This window comes from Pseudorhodobacter sp. W20_MBD10_FR17 (genome assembly GCF_052119765.1).
In the GTDB taxonomy this organism is placed as follows: domain Bacteria; phylum Pseudomonadota; class Alphaproteobacteria; order Rhodobacterales; family Rhodobacteraceae; genus Pseudorhodobacter.
Window position 1 is genome coordinate 133366 of record NZ_JBGQOQ010000003.1, and the last position, 18371, is coordinate 151736.

Here is an 18371-nt window from a genome sequence, read left to right on the forward strand (position 1 = left end):
ATATCCGAACTTTGCGCCAAAAGGCCATACGTGGCCCCCTAATGAATTAGGGTCGCTCCAAGGGGCCACTCAAGGCCTATTGACAAGAATCGCCGCAAAAGGCCATATATGACCGACACTAGCAAATTATCTGGAGTAATCGGCATCTTGCGGCCTTTAGATTAAAATGGCGACATCTACACAAATCGAACAAGAAATCGGGCAACGTCTCGCGCGCTTGCGCCTCGCGCGTAACGTGACCCAAGCTGACCTAGCCGAGAAGGCGGGCATCGGAGTACGCACCCTGCGCCGCCTTGAAGCAGGGGACCCTTCGACCCTAGACACCTTTCTTCGCGTCACCACCGCGCTCGATCTAGAAGAGGCAATACTCTCTGCGTTACCAGAGGGAGACATCAGGCCAATTGAACGCGTCTCGCAGAAGGGGAAGGAGCGCAGGAGAGCGAGTCCTGTATCGGAACGCTCCAGAAAATCAACATGGACCTGGGGTGATGACGTAGATGACTGATGCGAGCATAGTACTGTGGGGTCGGCGCATCGGTGCTGTGAGTTGGGATGAGGCACGCGCACTCGGCATCTTTCAATACGATCCGGCCTTTGTGGGCGCGGGTATTGAGGTCGCGCCCCTGAAAATGCCAGCTCGGGAAGCACCCTACGAGTTTCCCGCCCTTCCAAAAGAAACGTTCAAAGGGTTACCCGGCATGCTGGCCGACGCGTTGCCGGACAAGTTCGGCAACCGGCTGATTGATGCGTGGCTTGCGGAAACGGGGCGAAGCGTGGACCGGTTCAGCCCCGTGGATCGGCTTTGTTACATCGGTAACCGCGGGATCGGGGCACTGGAGTTTGAGCCGACGGTCCGCAAGGCGACCCGGTCCAAAAAACTCGAAGTGGCCCAGCTGGTGGATTTGGCCAACAGGGTATTAAGCGAGCGCGAGAACCTTGCAGGTAGGCTTGGGGGTGAAGACGACGCCGACGCGCTGGAAGATATCTTGAGCGTCGGGACCTCGGCGGGTGGCGCGCGTGCCAAGGCTGTACTCGCCTGGAACCGAGACACCGGGGAGTTCAGGTCAGGGCAAGTCAAAGTCGACGAGGGGTACGAGCATTGGCTCTTGAAGTTCGACGGAGTGTCCAACAACCGCGACAAAGAGCTCGCCGACCCGCAAGGCTTCGGAAAGATCGAGTACGCGTATTACCTGATGGCGACCGAAGCGGGCATCGACATGTCGGAATGCAGACTTCACCGCGAGGGCGGCCGGAGTCACTTCATGACACGTCGGTTCGACCGGGACGAACGCGGGCGAAAGCGCCACATGCAATCGCTAGGCGCGATGCAGCACTTCGATTTCAACGACCCGGCATCTTATTCCTACGAGCAGGCCGTCTTGACAATCAGGGATCTTGGGCTCGGGTTGGATGTCGTAGAACAGCAATACAAGCGTGCGGTCTTCAACGTTGTCGCCCGCAACCAGGATGACCACGTCAAGAATATCTCCTTCCTCATGGACCGCTCCGGAGCCTGGCGACTGTCTCCCGCCTATGACATGGCCTATTCCTACAATCCTTCTGGCTCATGGACCCGTGATCACCAGATGAGCTTGGCGGGAAAGCGAAACGATTTTACCCATGGCGACCTCATGGTATTTGCTTCGAACGTGGGGCTGAAATCCAACAAGGCGAACCAGGCAATCGAGGACATCGTGGACGCGGTCGCGAAGTGGCAAGAGTTCGCTGAGCAGGCGGGTGTCGAGCATTCTGATATGAACCGCATCGAGAAAACCTTTCGCATGAATTTGCGTGGCTAGTGGCGCAAGGTTGCCCGATACCGGTTGCCCTGGAATCCGTCATAGATCATGTTTTCCATCGCGCGAGGTTGCTGCGCGTTAGAAATGATGTCCGGCCTCGCCGAACCCGTTGTGAGCATTGCGTCGCTCGCCGCCTACCGGTCACCATAGCGGCCCAACTTATCGTGACCGGATAAGACGAAAAGGCTGGCGTCTTGCTCATTGAGAGTTGCCGTCAATTTTCACCACGTGGGTCATAGAGACTGCGGATGCTATTTCTCCCTCGTTCGTCCCGGCTTGATGTTCTTGGCCCCTCCTGCCCTTTGGTAAGGACCGCGCCCTACTCGGTCGGCTGCTCGCAGCCGCCCTCCCCGAGCTGAAACGCCGCCTCTCGACAAGCTGCAGAACGCCCGCCGCGTCGCCACCCGCTATGACAAGACCGCCGGGAACTTCCTTGGCTTCATCGACACCACATCTATCCGCCTATGGCTCCGCCAATTGTCAACATGGCCTAAGAAAAGACCGTCGAGGCGTCACATCAAATTGGAATCACGCCGACGCTTCGAAGTTTGGACTTTGACAAATATCTGGAGATAGCGTCATGATACTGCATAAACTGAAACCGAAAGGACAGATTTCGTAAGACACGATTGAAACGCTTCCAAAACAATGTAGTAACCGATGAATAATTGGGCTCCACCTAGCGCTCGCCACCTGCTTTTGCAATTCTTGGATGTCTTTTTTTGGCAGGCTTCACAATGACAGCCCGACCCGACCCGCTCCCCATCTTTGCGATTATCTTGCTGCCGTGACCCTTCATCTCCAATTGCGCCAGGATCGGAATGCGCAGTATTTCCTGGAGACGGCTGGCCGAATAGACCAACCACCACTATGAAAGAACAACAATGATTACAGGCGCAATCAAATCCCAGGTCGATCAAATCTGGAATGCTTTTTGGTCGGGCGGCGTGTCCAATCCGCTATCAGTGATCGAACAAATCACCTACCTCTTGTTCATCAAGCGCCTAGACGAAATCCACACCCGCGAGGAGGCCAAGGCCACGACCCTGAAACGTCCAATGGAACGGCTCATCTTTCCTGAGGGCACCTTTCGCTACAAGGTGAACGACGATCCGCAGGATGATACCTATATCGACCGGCCCTATGACGATTTGCGCTGGCAGCGGCTGATCAACTTTGAATCCCGCGAAAAGATGAAGCTGGTGGACCTGCACGTCTTCCCTTTCCTGCGCAACATGGCCGAGGAAGGCAGCTCTTTTGCCACTCACATGAAGGACGCACGGCTGGGGTTTTCCAACGCCGCCTTGCTCGACAAGGTAATGCGGATGCTGGACGGCATCCAGATGGACGACCGCGACACAAAGGGCGACGTCTATGAATACATGCTGGCCCAGATCGCCAGCGCGGGGCAGAACGGCCAGTTCCGGACGCCTCGCCACATCATCAACCTTATGGTTCACATGATGGCCCCCACACCCAAGGATGTGATCTGCGATCCGGCCGCGGGCACCTGCGGCTTTCTGGTCGCTGCGGGCGAATACCTGCGCGACAAATACCCCGAAATGCTGCGCAACCCCGAGGCGAGGGCGCATTTCCATAACCACATGTTCCACGCCTTTGACTTTGACGCCACCATGCTGCGGATCGGTGCGATGAACATGGTCCTGCACGGCGTTGAAAATGCCAATGTCGCATATCGTGACAGCCTTGCGCAGGAACATGGGGCCGATGCGGGCACCTATTCGCTGATCCTTGCCAACCCGCCCTTTGCCGGGTCGCTTGACTACGACGCAACGGCCAAAGACCTGCAAAAGATGGTCAAAACGAAAAAGACCGAGCTTCTGTTTGTCGCCCTTTTCCTGCGTCTGATGCGCACCGGCGGGCGGGCGGCGGTGGTTGTGCCCGACGGGGTGCTGGCCAACTCATCGACCGCGCACAAGGAAATTCGCCGGATGCTGGTCGAGGATCACAAGCTGGAGGCAATTATCAAGCTGCCCTCTGGCGTGTTCCGGCCCTATGCGGGCGTGTCCACCGCGATTTTGATCTTTACCAAGACCGGCGTTGGCGGCACGGATAACGTCTGGTTCTATGACATGTGGCAAGACGGGCTGACGCTGGATGACAAGCGGGCCGAGATGGTGCCGCCTGAAAAATTCGGCCCTACCCCGGCGCAAGCACTGACCGATGAGGAACACGCCAAAAACAACCTGCCAGACATTCTGTCCCGCTGGGCTAATCTGGCAGCCGAGGCCGACTGCCCTCGCACCGCGCAAAGCTTTCTGGTGCCCTTTGCGGATATTGAGGCGACGGGCAGTTGGGACCTGTCGTTGAACCGCTACAAACAAGCGGTGCATACCGAAGTCGCCCATCATTCACCGCAAGCGATCATTGCTGAGTTGCGCGCAATCGAGGCAGAGATCGTCGAAGGGCTGGACCGGCTGGAGGAAATGCTGAGATGAGTTGGCAGGTATTGCACGCGTTTGACGACGTGATTGACGATCAAACCGGTGGAAACCAAAAGACTCTCCAAAGCGATTATCTGCCAGAGGGCGAATTTCCAATCGTGGACCAAGGGCAAGAATTAATCGGCGGGTATACAAATGATGCCGAGCGAATTTGCAAGGCGGACTTACCGGCAATCGTATTCGGGGACCACACCAAATCTTTGAAATTTATAGATTTTCCATTTTGCCTTGGCGCAGACGGAACCAAAATTCTTCGGCCAAAAGTTGATGCTGATCCGAAATACCTGTTCTACTTCCTTCAGACCGTCCAGATACCAGAAGCAGGATATAGTCGGCATTTCAAATACTTGCGGAAGGCAGCAATCCCCCTTCCCCCTATCGACGAACAGCGGCGGATTGCGGGGATATTGGATCAGGCGGACGCGCTCCGTCGCTTGCGCAACCGCGCACTGGACAAGCTGAACACCCTTGGCCAGGCGATTTTTCATGAGATGTTTGGCGATCCAAAGATTGAACCAAATCGGTGGCAAACGGTCGATTTCGACGGTGCGTGCAAGGATGAAACCTCGAAATCGCCAAAAGTTCAGAAGGGCGATTATCTTGAAAGCGGCGATGTTCGTGTCATTGATCAAGGTCAGAAGGAGGTTGCTGGCTATACAACCGAAGAGAACGCCTGCCAATCAGAAACACCGGTAATAGTTTTTGGGGATCACACCCGAGCGGTCAAGTATGTTGATTTCGCGTTTGCCATTGGTGCCGACGGAGCGAAGGTGCTGAAACCATCCAAACGATTCGAGCCTTTGTTCTTTTCAGCCTTGCTGCGCAAACTTCCGATCCCTGATCTGGGGTATTCCCGCCATATGAGGGCAGTGAAAGAACTTCAATTTCCCGCACCACCGCTAGAGCTACAACAGCTTTATTCTAATCGGATCTCAACGCTCAGGTCTCAGGAGGAGAAGCTCAAACAGGCAAACCTAGGACTTTCAGGCCTATTCACCTCCCTTCAACATCGTGCCTTCCGGGGGGAATTGTGACATGCGCGGGGAATTGATCGGGGTCTGGTCGGAACTGGCGCGTGAGGTTTGGGGCAAGCTGGCCAAACACCCCGACGCCCCGGATGACCTATATGGTGAACTGCTGCGCGAATTGAACGCGGCCCTGATCGCCCCGTTTGACCCCGCCACCACGCTTGCCGTGCTTGTCAACGACCCCGCCAAAGCCCGTGCCGCCTTTCGCCGCACCAAGGCCACCGCCCTTCAAGGCGAGCTGGCCGTTACCAGCTTTCTGGAACGCGCCCACAGCGTGATCGAGGATTTCGGCAGTGGCGATCTGACTAACCGCTATTTCGTATTGGTCGGTGATTTCCTGAACAAATACAGCCTGCGCTACGACCTGCGCCGCCCCTTTACCCTGCACCCCACCCTTCAAGGCGTCTTTTCCCGCCTGATGGGCGACCTGCGCAAGATTACCACCCAAGACGCCGTGCTGGCCGGGCTGATGCGCGATTTTGAAGATAGCATCCGCGACCTGAAAGGCGACCAATCCCCTCGCCGCGTTAAGCAAAGCATAGCCGCCCAGTTCAATCTGCTGGAGGCGCTGCTGAAACAGCATCCCGATGTTGTGGGGGCCGCGAACCCAGCCAACACCTTTGGCGCAATGTGCAATCAGACTATTGTGTGGCCCCATCAAGCGGTGAAAGATGCGGCAAAAAGCATATACAGCTTCGCGTCGGACTACCCTGGCATTCGCCACGGCGGCACGCCCGCCAACCAGTTGCGCGAAATCGACATGCGCGACATGGTTTCGGTAACGATCATGCTGGCCGGGTTCACGCCCTATTTCACGAACCTTCTAGACCCCAGCCGCGCTTATTCAGATTAGTGAGTAAAAGACCCAATGAAAGCCACAGACGCCAACCTCCTCGCCTTTATCAACAAATCACCGCAGTTCGTGATCCCGATCTATCAGCGCACTTATTCCTGGACCGAGCGGGAATGTCGCCAGCTGTGGGAGGACGTGCGCCGTGCAGGGCGAAGTGGCCACATTCCGGTGCATTTTCTTGGCTCGGTCGTCTATGTCGAGGAAAGCCTGTCGAACAACTCCAAACGTGCGGCCCAACTCGTGATCGACGGCCAGCAACGGTTGACCTCGGTGACGCTTTTGCTGGCTGCACTGGCCCGCAAGGTGGGGGATGATGAGCCGCTTGACGGGTTTTCCTTGAAGAAAATCCGCAATCGCTACCTCTTGGACCCAGACGAAACCGGGGATCGCCAGTTCAAGCTGCTACTGTCGAAGACTGATCGCACGACCCTGAATGCCATCGTTGCACAGAACGATCTGCCCGAGCTGCAATCAAAACGTGTCAGTGAGAACTTCGGAATGTTCCAGCGCTGGCTAGAAGAAGACGACAAGGCCGTGCCCGAGATTTGCGCAGGTCTGGCCAAGTTGATGATCGTGGATGTCGCGCTAAGCCGAGACCATGACAATCCCCAGCTGATCTTCGAGAGCATGAACTCTACCGGGAAAGAGTTGTCTCAGGCGGACCTGATCCGCAATTTCGTGCTGATGGGCCTTGAACCAGAACTACAGACCCGCCTTTACGAACAGTATTGGCGCCGGATGGAAGAAGGCTTTGGGCAGACGGCCTATGCCTTACATTTCGACGGCTTCATGAGGCACTATCTGACAGTGGTCACAGGCTCGATCCCTAGGCAGGGCGACGTCTATGACGCCTACAAGGCGTATTCGCATGAACAGATTGGACACGGCCGCAAAGTCGAAGACTTGGTTAGCGAAGTGCTGGATTTCTCCAAACACTACGGCGCACTTCTGCTTGGGCAGGAGAAGGATGCGCAACTTTCGTTTGGATTTAAGGACTTGCGCGAACTGAAGGTCGACGTCGCCTATCCGTTCCTGCTGGAAGTCTACCGCGACTACGCCGACGACCACCTGACCGAAGTAGAGTTTCTGGAGATCGTCCGGCTGGTGGAATCCTATGTTTTCCGGCGCGCCATCTGCGCTGTGCCAACCAACTCGCTGAACAAAACCTTCGCGACACTCGGGCGTGCGCTGAAAAAGGACCGCTATCTGGAAAGTGTGAAAGCCCATTTCCTGACCATGAAATCTTACCGTCGCTTTCCAAGTGACAAGGAGTTCATCGCTAGGATGCAGGACCGTGACCTCTACAACTTCCGCAGTCGGACCTATTGGTTGCGCAAATTCGAGAACTTCGGGCGGAAAGAGCGCGTCGCGGTGGACGACTATACAATCGAGCACATCCTGCCGCAGAATGAAAAGCTTCCGCAGGCTTGGCGCAGTGCTTTAGGCGATGACTGGGCCGGTGTTCAGGCACGATGGCTGCACACACTCGGCAACCTGACGCTGACCGGCTACAATTCTGAATACAGCGACAGGGGCTTTGCTGAGAAACGGGACATGGAGGGCGGTTTCAAAGACAGCCCACTCCGTTTGAATAAAGGCCTTGCACAACTGGACCAATGGAATGAGTCGGAAATCAAATCCCGTGCGGAAAGGATGGCTGAACAGGCAGCAAAGGTCTGGAATAGCCCAAGCTTGTCACCCGAAATCTTGCATAATTATCAGACGCCAACTTTGGATGCGACCGCCTATGGTATCGACGATCATCCACATCTTGGGGGCGGTTCAATTCGAGAACTTTTCGACGCCTTTCGTAGGGAAGTGAAAGCACTTGACCCTTGCGTCATCGAGCAGTTTCTCAAGCTTTATGTAGCCTACAAGGCTGAGACAAATTTTGTCGATGTCGTGCCGCAAGCAAAGGCATTGAGAATCTCTCTCAACATCGATCCTAGCGAACTGACTGACCCTCGAAAAATGACCGTTGATGTCACTGATCTTGGTCGATGGGGTAACGGCAACAGTGAAGTCAAACTGAGCAACCCGGAAGACATCCCCTATGTTGTTGGTCTGGCCAGACAGGCCTTAGAAAAGCAATTGGGGGCAGCGGAAGGCCCATGACCCAGTTCGCCTTCCTTGCGCCCGATTTCTCTGTTCTTCTAGAGCACGCTCGAAAGGCAGAGAGTTCGGCTCTTTCAGACCCGAGGGGGGCATGTTTTTGGGCACGCCTGACGTTGGAAACAGCGTTGAAATGGGTTTACCGCCGTGACCCTGCCTTGCGATCGCCTTATCAGGACAGTCTCGCCGCGTTCATCGCTGAGCCGAGCCTTGCACAATTGACTGGTCCAGCCATCGTTACCAAGGCGCGCTTTATCAAGGATCAAGGCAACCGCGCCGCTCATGATGCGGGTAAGCCAATAAGCCCACAGGATGCAGCCGCGACGGTGCGTGAACTGTTTCATGTTTGCTATTGGATAGCCCGGACCTATGCGACCGGCCCTAAACCAAACCCAGCGCTACAATTTGACATCAACAAGTTGGAGAAGACACTGACGATCAGTGCCAGCACAGTCGGGCACATCCAAAAACTGCGTGACGAGCATGATGCCACCGCTAAGGCACTGCGGGTTGCAGAAGAGGCCCGGCAAGCTTCCGAAGACGGTCGTCGGGCACTGGAAGAAGAGTTGGCGCAAGCGCGTGCCGAAGTTGTCGCTGCGCGCAATGCCAATCAAGCAGTAGCTGACCCGCACGACTATGACGAAACAGCCACGCGCGATGCCTTCATCGACCTACTTTTGGCCGAGGCCGGTTGGCCGCTTGACCAATCGCGCGACCGGGAATTTCCGGTGCAGGGGATGCCGAACGACAAAGGCGAGGGCTTTGTTGACTATGTGCTATGGGGGAATGATGGCAAGCCTCTCGCCGTCGTAGAGGCAAAGCGGACCCGCATAGACAGCCGGATCGGCCAACAACAGGCGAAGCTTTACGCCGACTGTATCGAACGGATGTATGGGCGGCGACCTGTCATCTTCACGACGAACGGATACGAACATTGGCTTTGGGATGACCAAATGTATCCGCCGCGCCGCGTATCGGGCTTTCTCAAGAAAGACGAATTAGTGCTTCTGCACCAGCGCCGCGCTACGCGAAAGCCCCTGGATACAGTGTCAGTAGATGCTGAGATTGCCGGGCGTTTCTACCAACAGCGCGCCATCCGCAGAGTCGGGGAGGCTTTCGGGCGGGACCGGCAACGCAAAGCACTGCTTGTCATGGCGACAGGTAGTGGCAAAACTCGGACCGTGATCGCCCTGATAGACCAGCTTTTGCGGGCGAACTGGGTGCGCCGAGTGCTTTTCTTGGCCGACCGGGTAGCCCTAGTGAAACAGGCGCACAACGCATTCAAAGCCCACTTGCCTTCGGCTGTAAGTGCGAACCTCTTGCAACGACATGACCCAGCGAAAAACGATCATACTGGCGCGCGCGTCCTTCTTTCAACCTATCCTACGATGATGGGCCTGATCGACGAAGTGAAGGGCGGTCAGAAGCTGTTTAGCCCCGGCCACTTTGATCTGATCGTGATCGACGAGGCCCATAGGTCTATCTATCGCAAGTATCGCGCTATTTTCGACTATTTTGACAGCACATTGGTTGGCCTCACAGCGACTCCACGCGCTGAGGTTGACCGCGATACCTACTCATTGTTCGAGTTGGAACGCGGCATTCCAACCGACTCTTACGATCTTGAGGATGCGGTTGCAGATGGTTTTCTGGTTCCCCCCAGGTCAATATCGGTGCCTTTGAAATTTCAGCGCGATGGGATCGACTACGATGGCCTTGCAGAGGAAGAAAAGGCGGAATGGGACGCGCTAGAATGGGCCGAGGACGGCACAATCCCGGATCGCGTTGAAGCAAACGACCTGAACAAATGGCTGTTCAACAAGGACACCGTGGACAAGGTGCTAGAGCATCTGATGATCAATGGGATCAAGGTCGCGGGTGGGGACCGGCTGGGCAAGACGATCATCTTTGCCAAGAATAGTCGCCATGCGCAGTTCATCACCGAACGCTTCGACGTCAACTATCCGCATCTAAAAGGTGAATTTGCCCGGTTGATCGACTACAGCGTGCCGTATGCCCAATCTCTGATCGACCATTTCTCTGAGGTGGATAAGGCACCCCATATCGCCGTTTCAGTGGATATGCTGGACACTGGCATTGACGTGCCGGAAGTTGTGAACCTAGTTTTCTTCAAGATCGTGCGATCCAAGACAAAATTCTGGCAGATGGTCGGTCGAGGCACCAGAACGTGCGAAAACCTTTTCGGTCCCGGTGACGACAAGGTCGAATTCTTGATCTTCGACTTCTGCCAGAATCTTGAGTTTTTCAACGCGAACCCAACCGTAACTAACGGTCCGACCGCGCGGCCGATTGGCGAACGGCTGTTTACAACTCGGGTTGAACTGATCGGAGCATTGCAAGACCACGGAGCAAAACACGACGTGTTCCTTAGTTCTTTGAAAGATCGCTTGCGCGATGAAGTTGCGGGCATGAACCTTGAGAACTTCATAGTGCGGCATCGCCGCCGAGCCGTCAAACGTTTCCAAACCCCCGAAAGCTGGGCAACTCTTGATCTCGAAACGAGGATGAAACTGACCGAAGAGATCGCGGGGCTTCCAAGCGCTTTCGATGATGGAGTATTGGCGGCAAAACAATTCGACCTTCTGGTCGTGAATGGCCAGCTTCTCCTTCTTAAATCGGACGCCGGGTTCGCCCAAGTTCAACAGCGGCTCATCAAGTTCGCATCTGCACTAGAACCACTGTCCAATATCCCATCCGTTGCGCAACAAATGCCCCTGATCCTTGATATGCAATCCAGTGATTACTGGCAGGACATTACCCCAGAAGCCCTCGAAGAAGTCAGGCATCGCCTGCGTGGCTTGGTCGAGTTGATCGAACCCAGAGAGCGCAAGATTGTTATCACTGATTTTGAGGATAGCATTGGGCCAACCAGCATCATTGACCTTCCAGAAATCGGTGCGGGGGTGGACAAGTCGCGTTTCAAACTCAAAGCACGTAAGTTTGTTGCCGAACATAAAAACCACATCGCACTGTTAAAACTGCACCGTGGCGAGGCCCTTACCGCCTCTGATTTGGCCGAGCTCGAAAGGATGATGACTTCTGAGGGCGTTGCTGATGCCTCCATTCTCAACGCTGTCAAAACAGACATTGGCCTAGGAAAGTTCCTGCGCTCTATTACTGGCTTCGACAGAATGGCAGCAAAAGAGCGTTTCAGTGTTTTCGTTGCGGCGAACCAACTTACTGCCAACCAGAACACGTTCCTCGATCTTGCCATCAATAGCCTGTGCGAGAACGGTTTGGTCGACCCAAGCTCATTTTACGAAAGTCCCTTCACGGACCTCGATGAAATGGGAATAGGAGGCGTCTTTGAGCCTGTACAGACAGCCGAAATCCTTCTCATCATCGACGAGGTCAACCAATCGGCCGCTGCTTAGGAAACCAATGGGAACTAATCTTTCGATACTCGCTGGGTTCAGAGGATACCACACAATGACACAAACCGATGCAGAACTGTCTTACTTCAGCCTGCCATGGGGGATGTGCATGGCCAGGCGGAGTTGCTGGATGCCGCGCTGTCATCTATTTACCGCACCCCAAAGACCGCCCAGCAACGACATTTGGTTTGGGCCGGATACCATGCCCGAAGTCGAGTCCAGACCAAGATGCGCTGCCTCAAGGCCTTCGGGGAATGCATCGAGGCAAGAGACCCAGACCGCCGAAATCCAGATCAGTGTCGCCCTGATGAACCGCTTCTCGGCACTCGGCACCGCCAAGATTGTTCGCGTAACCTGAGACTAAAGGGGAAAGGGGCTGTTATGCCTTAAGCTCGAATTGCGCAACAATGCCGTTGTGAAGCCCCAATAGCTCATGAATCATACATCGCGTGGTATTTTGTGTGGTATTAATTGAATATATTGTAATTTAATACTTAAAAACCAAATACTTAACTTAACCATTCTAAAGACACCGCCTCCGCCACAAATAATCGATAGGCCACTGATTAATTTAGATTTAATTAAAGCCTAGGCACTTTGCCCCTACTTGCCCCCCACATTATCTTGGATCAGTCTGGAACGACTCGGCCATTTTTGAACTTCACGCTTAGAACTGCTTAGCGGGAACGGACGGATTGCAACCGCTCGCGGCGCCCCAGACAAACGGCAGTGACGCAGCGTCGCGTTACTCAGGCTAACGCCCGAACGATCCCGCACGCCACCTTGCGGTGCGCATTTCGACCTCGCCTTGATCCAAGAACGTGATCAATATTGCTCACAAATCCTCGGACAAAGGCAAAAGGCGCGGTGTCAAAGCACCAAATTTATCATCACAGATCATTGAACAGCGATTGTTGGCGTCAAGCAACGCGGTTGGCGCATGTTCTGGATATGCGCGTTTTTAGCGCCCCCCCCATAACGCGCTGTTCTTGACGTGGTGCGCGATCACTCGGTGACGACCAACCGGCATAGCAATGTATTGTCCAGCACCAGATCATCGCTCCAGACCAGCTTTGCCGCATCGTCCCAAGTAATCTTGTCATAGCCGTCTTTCGGGCCGACCTCACCTGCCGTGTGCTCAACCGCAGCGGGCCAATCGCTGTCGTCGAAATCGGGCGCGGTCCAGTTGGCTGGGATCTCTGTCTCAACAAAGGCACAGGCGCCTTCCCCCGCAACGGGATTGCTTTCTTTGGCGCAGGCGCGGTCTACGGGGGCGTGCTGCACGACCAGACAGCGCATGCTGCTGTCAGTTGCCGCAACCAGCGCGCCAGTCGCCGCATCATGGAACTGCGCGATCATGCCGCCGTCGCCCATCTGCTGCCGGTTTGTACCGATGTATTCTAGGCCGCTGTCATTTTCCTTAAAGTCTTTGGCCATGATCGCAATTGTCATCGGCAGATCAGACGAAAAGGTGGTGGTTTCGGCGTTAAAGGAACGCTCGGTCGTGATTGGCACGGAATCCTCGATCACCTTTTCACCATTCACATACATCTCGAACCAGTTGTCGACCCAGATGTCTGCGGTGACCGATTTTGGCTCGGCCAGTGCGGTTGTTGCAGTCAGGATAAGGGCGGCGGTCAATAGGGCGCGCATAGGGTTTCCTTTGTCTGTTAATCTTGGGTACGGCAGGTCTGTATCGGGCGACTTGGCGGGATCAGTTCCAGAAAGAGATCCGCGAGGAGGTGATCACCTTGTCTTTTATCGCGGCTGTCATGGCGGCCCAATCAACCGACAGATCGTCATGTGCAGGCAGTACCAGAGGGGCGTTCAAGGCGAAGAGTTCGATAAAGTATTCATGCTGTGGCCCCTTGGCGAAGGAGAACAGCGGCTTTGGCGAACATGGCGGGGTAAAGCCTGTGGCCCTTGCATCCTTATCGGACCCCTCGTTGCCGATAGAGGCGGGGTTGCCGCGCGGCAAAGACGCCGTGTCCGCGGGGATATCCCACAACAGCCAGTACTGGCTGGGTGGGTTCACCCCTTCGGCGGTGCCCTTGGGATAGTGATACATAATCAGCGCAAGGCTTTGGGTGCCTGCTGGCACGCCGGTCCATGCCAGCGGCGGCGACAAACCATCACCGTTGTCGCGCTGGCATTTCAGATCATCAGGCAAAGCGCCGCCCGTCTCGAACGCGGGGCTGGTCAGGGTTAGCGGCTCCTGCGCCAAGGCTGGGCCGATCAGAACCGGGCCCGCCAATGTGAACCCGATCAGCCCCAAAGCGAATAATTTGGGAAGGGACGTTTTCACCGGCAATACTCGCCTGTTTTGACTTTGCCACCATCGGTCACGGTGCGTGTTTCAAAGTTATAACAGTCCGCTGTGTCGGCAGGCGTATAGCGCATGTAATAGGCCTCACCCTGATAGGTGTAATCCATGCTGCGCTTGCCATCAGGGCTTTGCGTGAACACGAGGTTCTGCACGCCGCCTTGGGGTGGCACACCGGATTCCTGACCGCCACCAAACAACCCTGCGGCATTCATCGGTGCGACGCGCGGTAGGTCGCGCATATCAGGAACGTCACCCATCAGGCATTGAATGATATAAGGGGCCTCAACCGAGGTATGATAGCGATAGCCAAATGTGTCGTCAGGCTGACCGTTGCAGACATCCAGAACATCCAGCGCAATATGGGTGCCGTCGGGGTTGTTGTCGCCATAGATCGGAAAGCCGTCATAGGCCCAGCCGATGATCGCAGCATCGCCCGCGTTTTTCATCTGTTCGATCATGCAGACCGGCTTGACGTGATAGTGGTAATCGTTACCGCGCCCCGCATGCCCGCCGCAGGCATCAAGCTGCTCGGTTTGAAGCGTATCGTGCTGGGTTTGGCTGTGGTAAAGGTCTTCTACCGTCATTTCACCGCCGCCGGTGTAGTCATAGATCGGCACACCATTCACAGCCACGCCAAGGGCCGCATCACGGGTTTGCGGCGTGGTGCCCAAATTGGTCACAAGCGGGATCGGCGCGGCATAATCCTTGGCGGGTACGGGAACTTGCTCATTCGTGCCAACGATACCCGTCATCAGCGGATGATCGGGGTAGGTATCCGATTTAATCAGCGCCACGCCGCCTTCGCAGGTCACGGTCACCTTATCCGCAAACCCCGCATCCGCGACCGAGGCCTTTACGGCCGCGCAGTGATCAACGTCCTCATGGGCCCATGCAAGGCCCGGGCTGAGTAAGGTAAGTGAAACCAACCCGTAGCGCATAGCGCGGCGGCGAAGTATTGCGGCGTTTTTTGGCATTGTACGACCCTCGGTTTATTCTACTGTCTATCGTAATACGCGCCCAACGCATACTTCCGTCGAAAATTTATCGAAAAGAAGCGGTTGCTCGCCCTTTCCGTCATAAAACTTCGCATTGGGTCAGAGGTGATGAGCGCATATTCTGTGACGGATAAGACTGATTTCGTGTTTGTTGTCGCCGCCAAAGGCTTTAAAACCACCGTGGTGATGGACCGCATCAAAGCCTCTTTTTCATTGCTGCGTTGGCCCGCACATCCGCGGCCTAGGCAGCAAAAACCCCGACGCCATGCGCCTGTATCGCGCCCGCCTCTCGCGTCAAAAACAACGCGCTGATGCCGTTTTTGCGCGCATGGGCCAGCCCAGCCGAAAGGCCCATACCCATTAGCGCGGTTGCCATTGCATCGGCCTTCATACAGGTTTGCGCCAGCACGCTGACCGACGCGGCGGCGCCAACAACAGGGGCGCGGCGTTCTGGGTCCATTGTATGGCTAAGCCGTTGGCCTTTGACCGCCACAAAATGACGATAATCGCCCGAGGTGGCCACAGCACCATCGGCAAGCGCCACATAGGAATGGGGTGTGCGCACAGCGCCATCGGGGGTTTCAACCGCCACCGCCCAAGGGGTGCCATCCGCTTGGGTGCCAAGCGCCCTTAGCTCACCATCAATCGCGCACAGGGCGTGGCTGATGCCAAAGCATGCCAAAACCTCGGCCAACCGATCAACGCCGTAACCCTTGGCAATGCCCGACAGGTCCAGTGCAAGAGGCGCTGTTTTTCTGGCGCGACCTTGGATTTCATCAAGCTGCAAAGCCTCTGTCGCGCGGATGCGGGGCGTTTGACTTGCCGCAAGAATATGGCCCAGATCAATCGGCAGGGGGCCAAAACCCCAAGCGCGCACCGCATCACCGACATTCATGTCAAACGCACCATCGGTCGCGTGGCTGATCGTCAGACCTGCCGCTAGGACGTGCATCAACCGGGCTGGCAGATCAAGCCACTGGCCAACCGGTGCCGCGTTCAGGCGCATCAAATCGCTGGTCATGCGCCACGTGGACATTTGGTCATCAACCTCTTGCACCGCCTGTTGCAGGGCCGCTTGCAACGTGGGGCGCAAAAGATCCGCCTGTTGCGCGTCCAATCCGTCGATCACGACCGACCAGATGGTGCCCATGGTTGGCCCCTGCAACCGCAACTGATCTGGGTTAATAGACATCTTCTGCATAGCGCCCCTCGGCCTTTAACGTCACTGCGGATTGGCCGCTGGGCGCAAGAATATCGGCCAGCGCCGCGCGCACTCCGGTGGCCATATCACGCCCGCCGCAGACCATGACTTTTGCCCCTGAACGGATAAGGCTGCGCAGGGTTTCGGCATCTTGGCGCAAAGCGTCTTGGACATACTGCCGTGTGCCGCTGCGCGAAAAGGCTGTGTGCAGCCCCGTCAATTGCCCCGCCAAGCGCCAATCTTCCAGCTCTTGGCCATAGAGGTAATCCGTATCGGGGTGCCGAATGCCGAACCACAGGTGGATCGGGCGGTGGCCACCTTGCGACCGGATAAACCCCGCCAAAGGGCCAACACCCGTGCCCGCACCGATCAGGATAAGCGGGGCGCGGCCAGCATCGGCGTGAAAATCGGGGTTTCGGCGTAAAAAGGCCTGCACCGATTGGCCCGGCTGCAACCCCATTAGCTGCCCAGAACAGAGCCCGCCTTGATGCTTGCGCACTGCAATTTCGAAAAAGCCGTCTCTGAGACCCGAAGCCAGCGAATAATAGCGCGGCAAAGTGGCACCTTCAGGCACAATCCCCAGCAAATCGCCCGCTGCGAACCGCCCAAAGCCACGCCCTGTCAGCCGTTGCCATAGGCTCGATTTAGGCAACGCAAAACGCAGAATGGCGGCTGGGGCCTGCAATGATTCACCGTAATCGCGACGCGATACCAAGGTCAGCGGCGCAGCATTGGGCGCAATCGGGTAATATTCAAGCTCCAGCGAAACCCCAAGTGCCGCCCCAAGATCGCGGCCCCAACGGGCAAATTCTTGCGGGGATTGGCGGTCAATCTGATCCATCGGCAGCAAGACGGTCCAACCTATTTCACGGGCCTTTGCTTCGAACTCTTTTGCAAAGCCACAAAAGGCGGGAAAGCTGCTGTCACCAAACCCAAGAACGGCCAGAGGCACGCTAGGTTGTGCCTCGGCCAGCCGCGCCAAGGCCCCATTTGCCGAAGATGGGGCCGCACCATCGCCCCAAGTCGCTGTCATCACAATGATTTGGCGGGCGGCGGAATAGCGCTGCGGCGCAAAGCCCGATAGCGGCGCAAGATGAACGGTTTGCCCTGCCGCCTGCAGCGCACGGGCAAGCGTTGCGGCGAAACCCCACGTGCTGCCGCCCTCACTGCCAACCAGCAGCACGGTTTGCGCCTTTGCCGCCGTTGCCATGCCGCGCAACCGCGGACGGGCGCGGCGGCTTTTGACCCAGATGATCACGCCGGTCACAGCCAAAACCGGAACGCTCATCACAGCAAGGCCCAAAATCAACCCCCAAAGGGCTGCCCCTTGGCCTGTGTGGAGCAGATAAACCCAATCCCAAACTTGGGTCCAAGGGCCAGGCGTGGCCCAAGCCAAAACGCTGCCGTTGCCTTGGTCAATATAGCCGGCCCCCTGTGCCGTGGTCAGCGTATAAACATCTGTCGCATCATTTGCTGTGGGAAATCTAAGGTCGCGCAGCTCAGAAATCGGGGTGGTTTGAAAGGTTGGAATGGTCGCAATCGCAAAGCCCGTATCGCCGCTAACCTGCGCGGGAAAAACGGGGCTTGCCTCATCCACCGGCAAAAAATCAAAGGTTGAGGCCGTCATCCACAGCGCTGTAAAGGCCGATAGCAACAGGAACGGCACAGCCACGCGGGCCAGCTCGGTATGCAGAAACGCCGCGCCAAAAGGGCTGCGTTGGCGCGAAAACCAGCGCCGCCAGCCACCGACACGCCGCATCACCAGCAAGCCACCCGTCAACGCCAGTACCAGCATGGAAAAGGCCGAAACGGCCATCACAATCCGGCCTGTATCATCCAGAAACAAGGACCTGTGAAACTCGGTCACCCATTGCTCTATCGCATTAGGGTCGGCGCTGCCGATGTCTTGGCCTGTCGCTGGGTCAACAACGGCAGAGCCGGGGGTATCGCCATCAAACCACCACACCGTGATTTTGCCCGAAGGCGCGCGGCGGATTTGTTCAACCCCCGCATGTTGCGCCGTGACCAAACCCGCAAGCGCGGCGATCGATTGCTCTGGTACAGCGGCAGGCGCTGCCACACGTTCTAACGCCGGAAACACGGAAAGAGTCGCGCCGCTGAGGGTTAGGACGATCAAAAAGACAGCGGCCAAGACGCCGGGCCAGCGATGAAGCGTGCGGATCATGGGTTTACCCTG

12 protein-coding genes and 2 pseudogenes are annotated in these 18371 nt (G+C 56.3%); 9 read left to right on the plus strand and 5 right to left on the minus strand.

The window, feature by feature from the left end; all coding sequences use genetic code 11:
* The first annotated feature begins 166 nt into the window (after positions 1-166).
* The 9 genes and pseudogenes from ACEN2J_RS03230 to ACEN2J_RS03270 form a co-directional block, all read left to right on the plus strand.
* Positions 167-505 (plus strand): helix-turn-helix domain-containing protein, encoded by a 339-nt coding sequence (locus ACEN2J_RS03230; protein WP_442103235.1) that lies wholly within the window; start codon positions 167-169, stop codon positions 503-505.
* A complete protein-coding gene (locus ACEN2J_RS03235) occupies positions 498-1799 on the plus strand; it encodes a type II toxin-antitoxin system HipA family toxin (protein WP_442103240.1) in 1302 nt (433 codons plus the stop codon). Before ACEN2J_RS03230 ends, ACEN2J_RS03235 begins: the two co-directional genes overlap by 8 nt.
* 372 nt (positions 1800-2171) lie before the next feature.
* Positions 2172-2285 (plus strand): annotated as a pseudogene (locus tag ACEN2J_RS03240) (IS5/IS1182 family transposase); the annotation flags it as partial.
* A 398-nt stretch (positions 2286-2683) separates the two neighbouring features.
* Complete coding sequence (locus ACEN2J_RS03245) at positions 2684-4258, plus strand: type I restriction-modification system subunit M (RefSeq protein ID WP_442103242.1); 1575 nt, start codon at positions 2684-2686, stop codon at positions 4256-4258.
* Positions 4255-5298: a restriction endonuclease subunit S gene (locus ACEN2J_RS03250; RefSeq protein WP_442103244.1), complete on the plus strand. Its 1044-nt coding sequence runs from the start codon at positions 4255-4257 to the stop codon at positions 5296-5298. The genes ACEN2J_RS03245 and ACEN2J_RS03250 overlap by 4 nt, the downstream gene beginning before the upstream one ends.
* A gap of 1 nt (position 5299) precedes the next feature.
* Positions 5300-6145 carry a hypothetical protein gene (locus ACEN2J_RS03255; RefSeq protein ID WP_442103246.1) on the plus strand — a complete coding sequence of 282 codons (846 nt, stop codon included), beginning with the start codon at positions 5300-5302 and terminating at the stop codon, positions 6143-6145.
* 15 nt (positions 6146-6160) lie between these two features.
* Complete coding sequence (locus ACEN2J_RS03260) at positions 6161-8260, plus strand: GmrSD restriction endonuclease domain-containing protein (protein ID WP_442103248.1); 2100 nt, start codon at positions 6161-6163, stop codon at positions 8258-8260.
* Positions 8257-11652 carry a DEAD/DEAH box helicase family protein gene (locus ACEN2J_RS03265; RefSeq protein ID WP_442103249.1) on the plus strand — a complete coding sequence of 1132 codons (3396 nt, stop codon included), beginning with the start codon at positions 8257-8259 and terminating at the stop codon, positions 11650-11652. The genes ACEN2J_RS03260 and ACEN2J_RS03265 overlap by 4 nt, the downstream gene beginning before the upstream one ends.
* 189 nt (positions 11653-11841) lie before the next feature.
* A pseudogene (locus ACEN2J_RS03270) lies at positions 11842-12010 on the plus strand (IS5/IS1182 family transposase); the annotation flags it as partial.
* Positions 12011-12657: 647 nt separating this feature from the next.
* On the opposite strand, the gene ACEN2J_RS03275 reads toward ACEN2J_RS03270, so the two are convergent.
* From ACEN2J_RS03275 to ACEN2J_RS03295, 5 genes are all read right to left on the minus strand, one after another.
* Complete coding sequence (locus ACEN2J_RS03275) at positions 12658-13305, minus strand: PEBP family protein (RefSeq protein ID WP_442103251.1); 648 nt, start codon at positions 13303-13305, stop codon at positions 12658-12660.
* A 61-nt stretch (positions 13306-13366) separates the two neighbouring features.
* Positions 13367-13957, minus strand: coding sequence for a YbhB/YbcL family Raf kinase inhibitor-like protein (locus ACEN2J_RS03280; protein WP_442103253.1), 591 nt, complete (start codon positions 13955-13957; stop codon positions 13367-13369).
* Complete coding sequence (locus tag ACEN2J_RS03285) at positions 13954-14952, minus strand: YHYH protein (protein ID WP_442103255.1); 999 nt, start codon at positions 14950-14952, stop codon at positions 13954-13956. The genes ACEN2J_RS03280 and ACEN2J_RS03285 overlap by 4 nt, the downstream gene beginning before the upstream one ends.
* A 262-nt stretch (positions 14953-15214) precedes the next feature.
* Positions 15215-16174, minus strand: a complete 960-nt coding sequence (locus tag ACEN2J_RS03290) for an FAD:protein FMN transferase (RefSeq protein WP_442103257.1) — start codon at positions 16172-16174, stop codon at positions 15215-15217.
* A complete protein-coding gene (locus tag ACEN2J_RS03295; protein ID WP_442103258.1) occupies positions 16155-18359 on the minus strand; it encodes a PepSY domain-containing protein in 2205 nt (734 codons plus the stop codon). The genes ACEN2J_RS03290 and ACEN2J_RS03295 overlap by 20 nt, the downstream gene beginning before the upstream one ends.
* Positions 18360-18371: the final 12 nt, after the last annotated feature.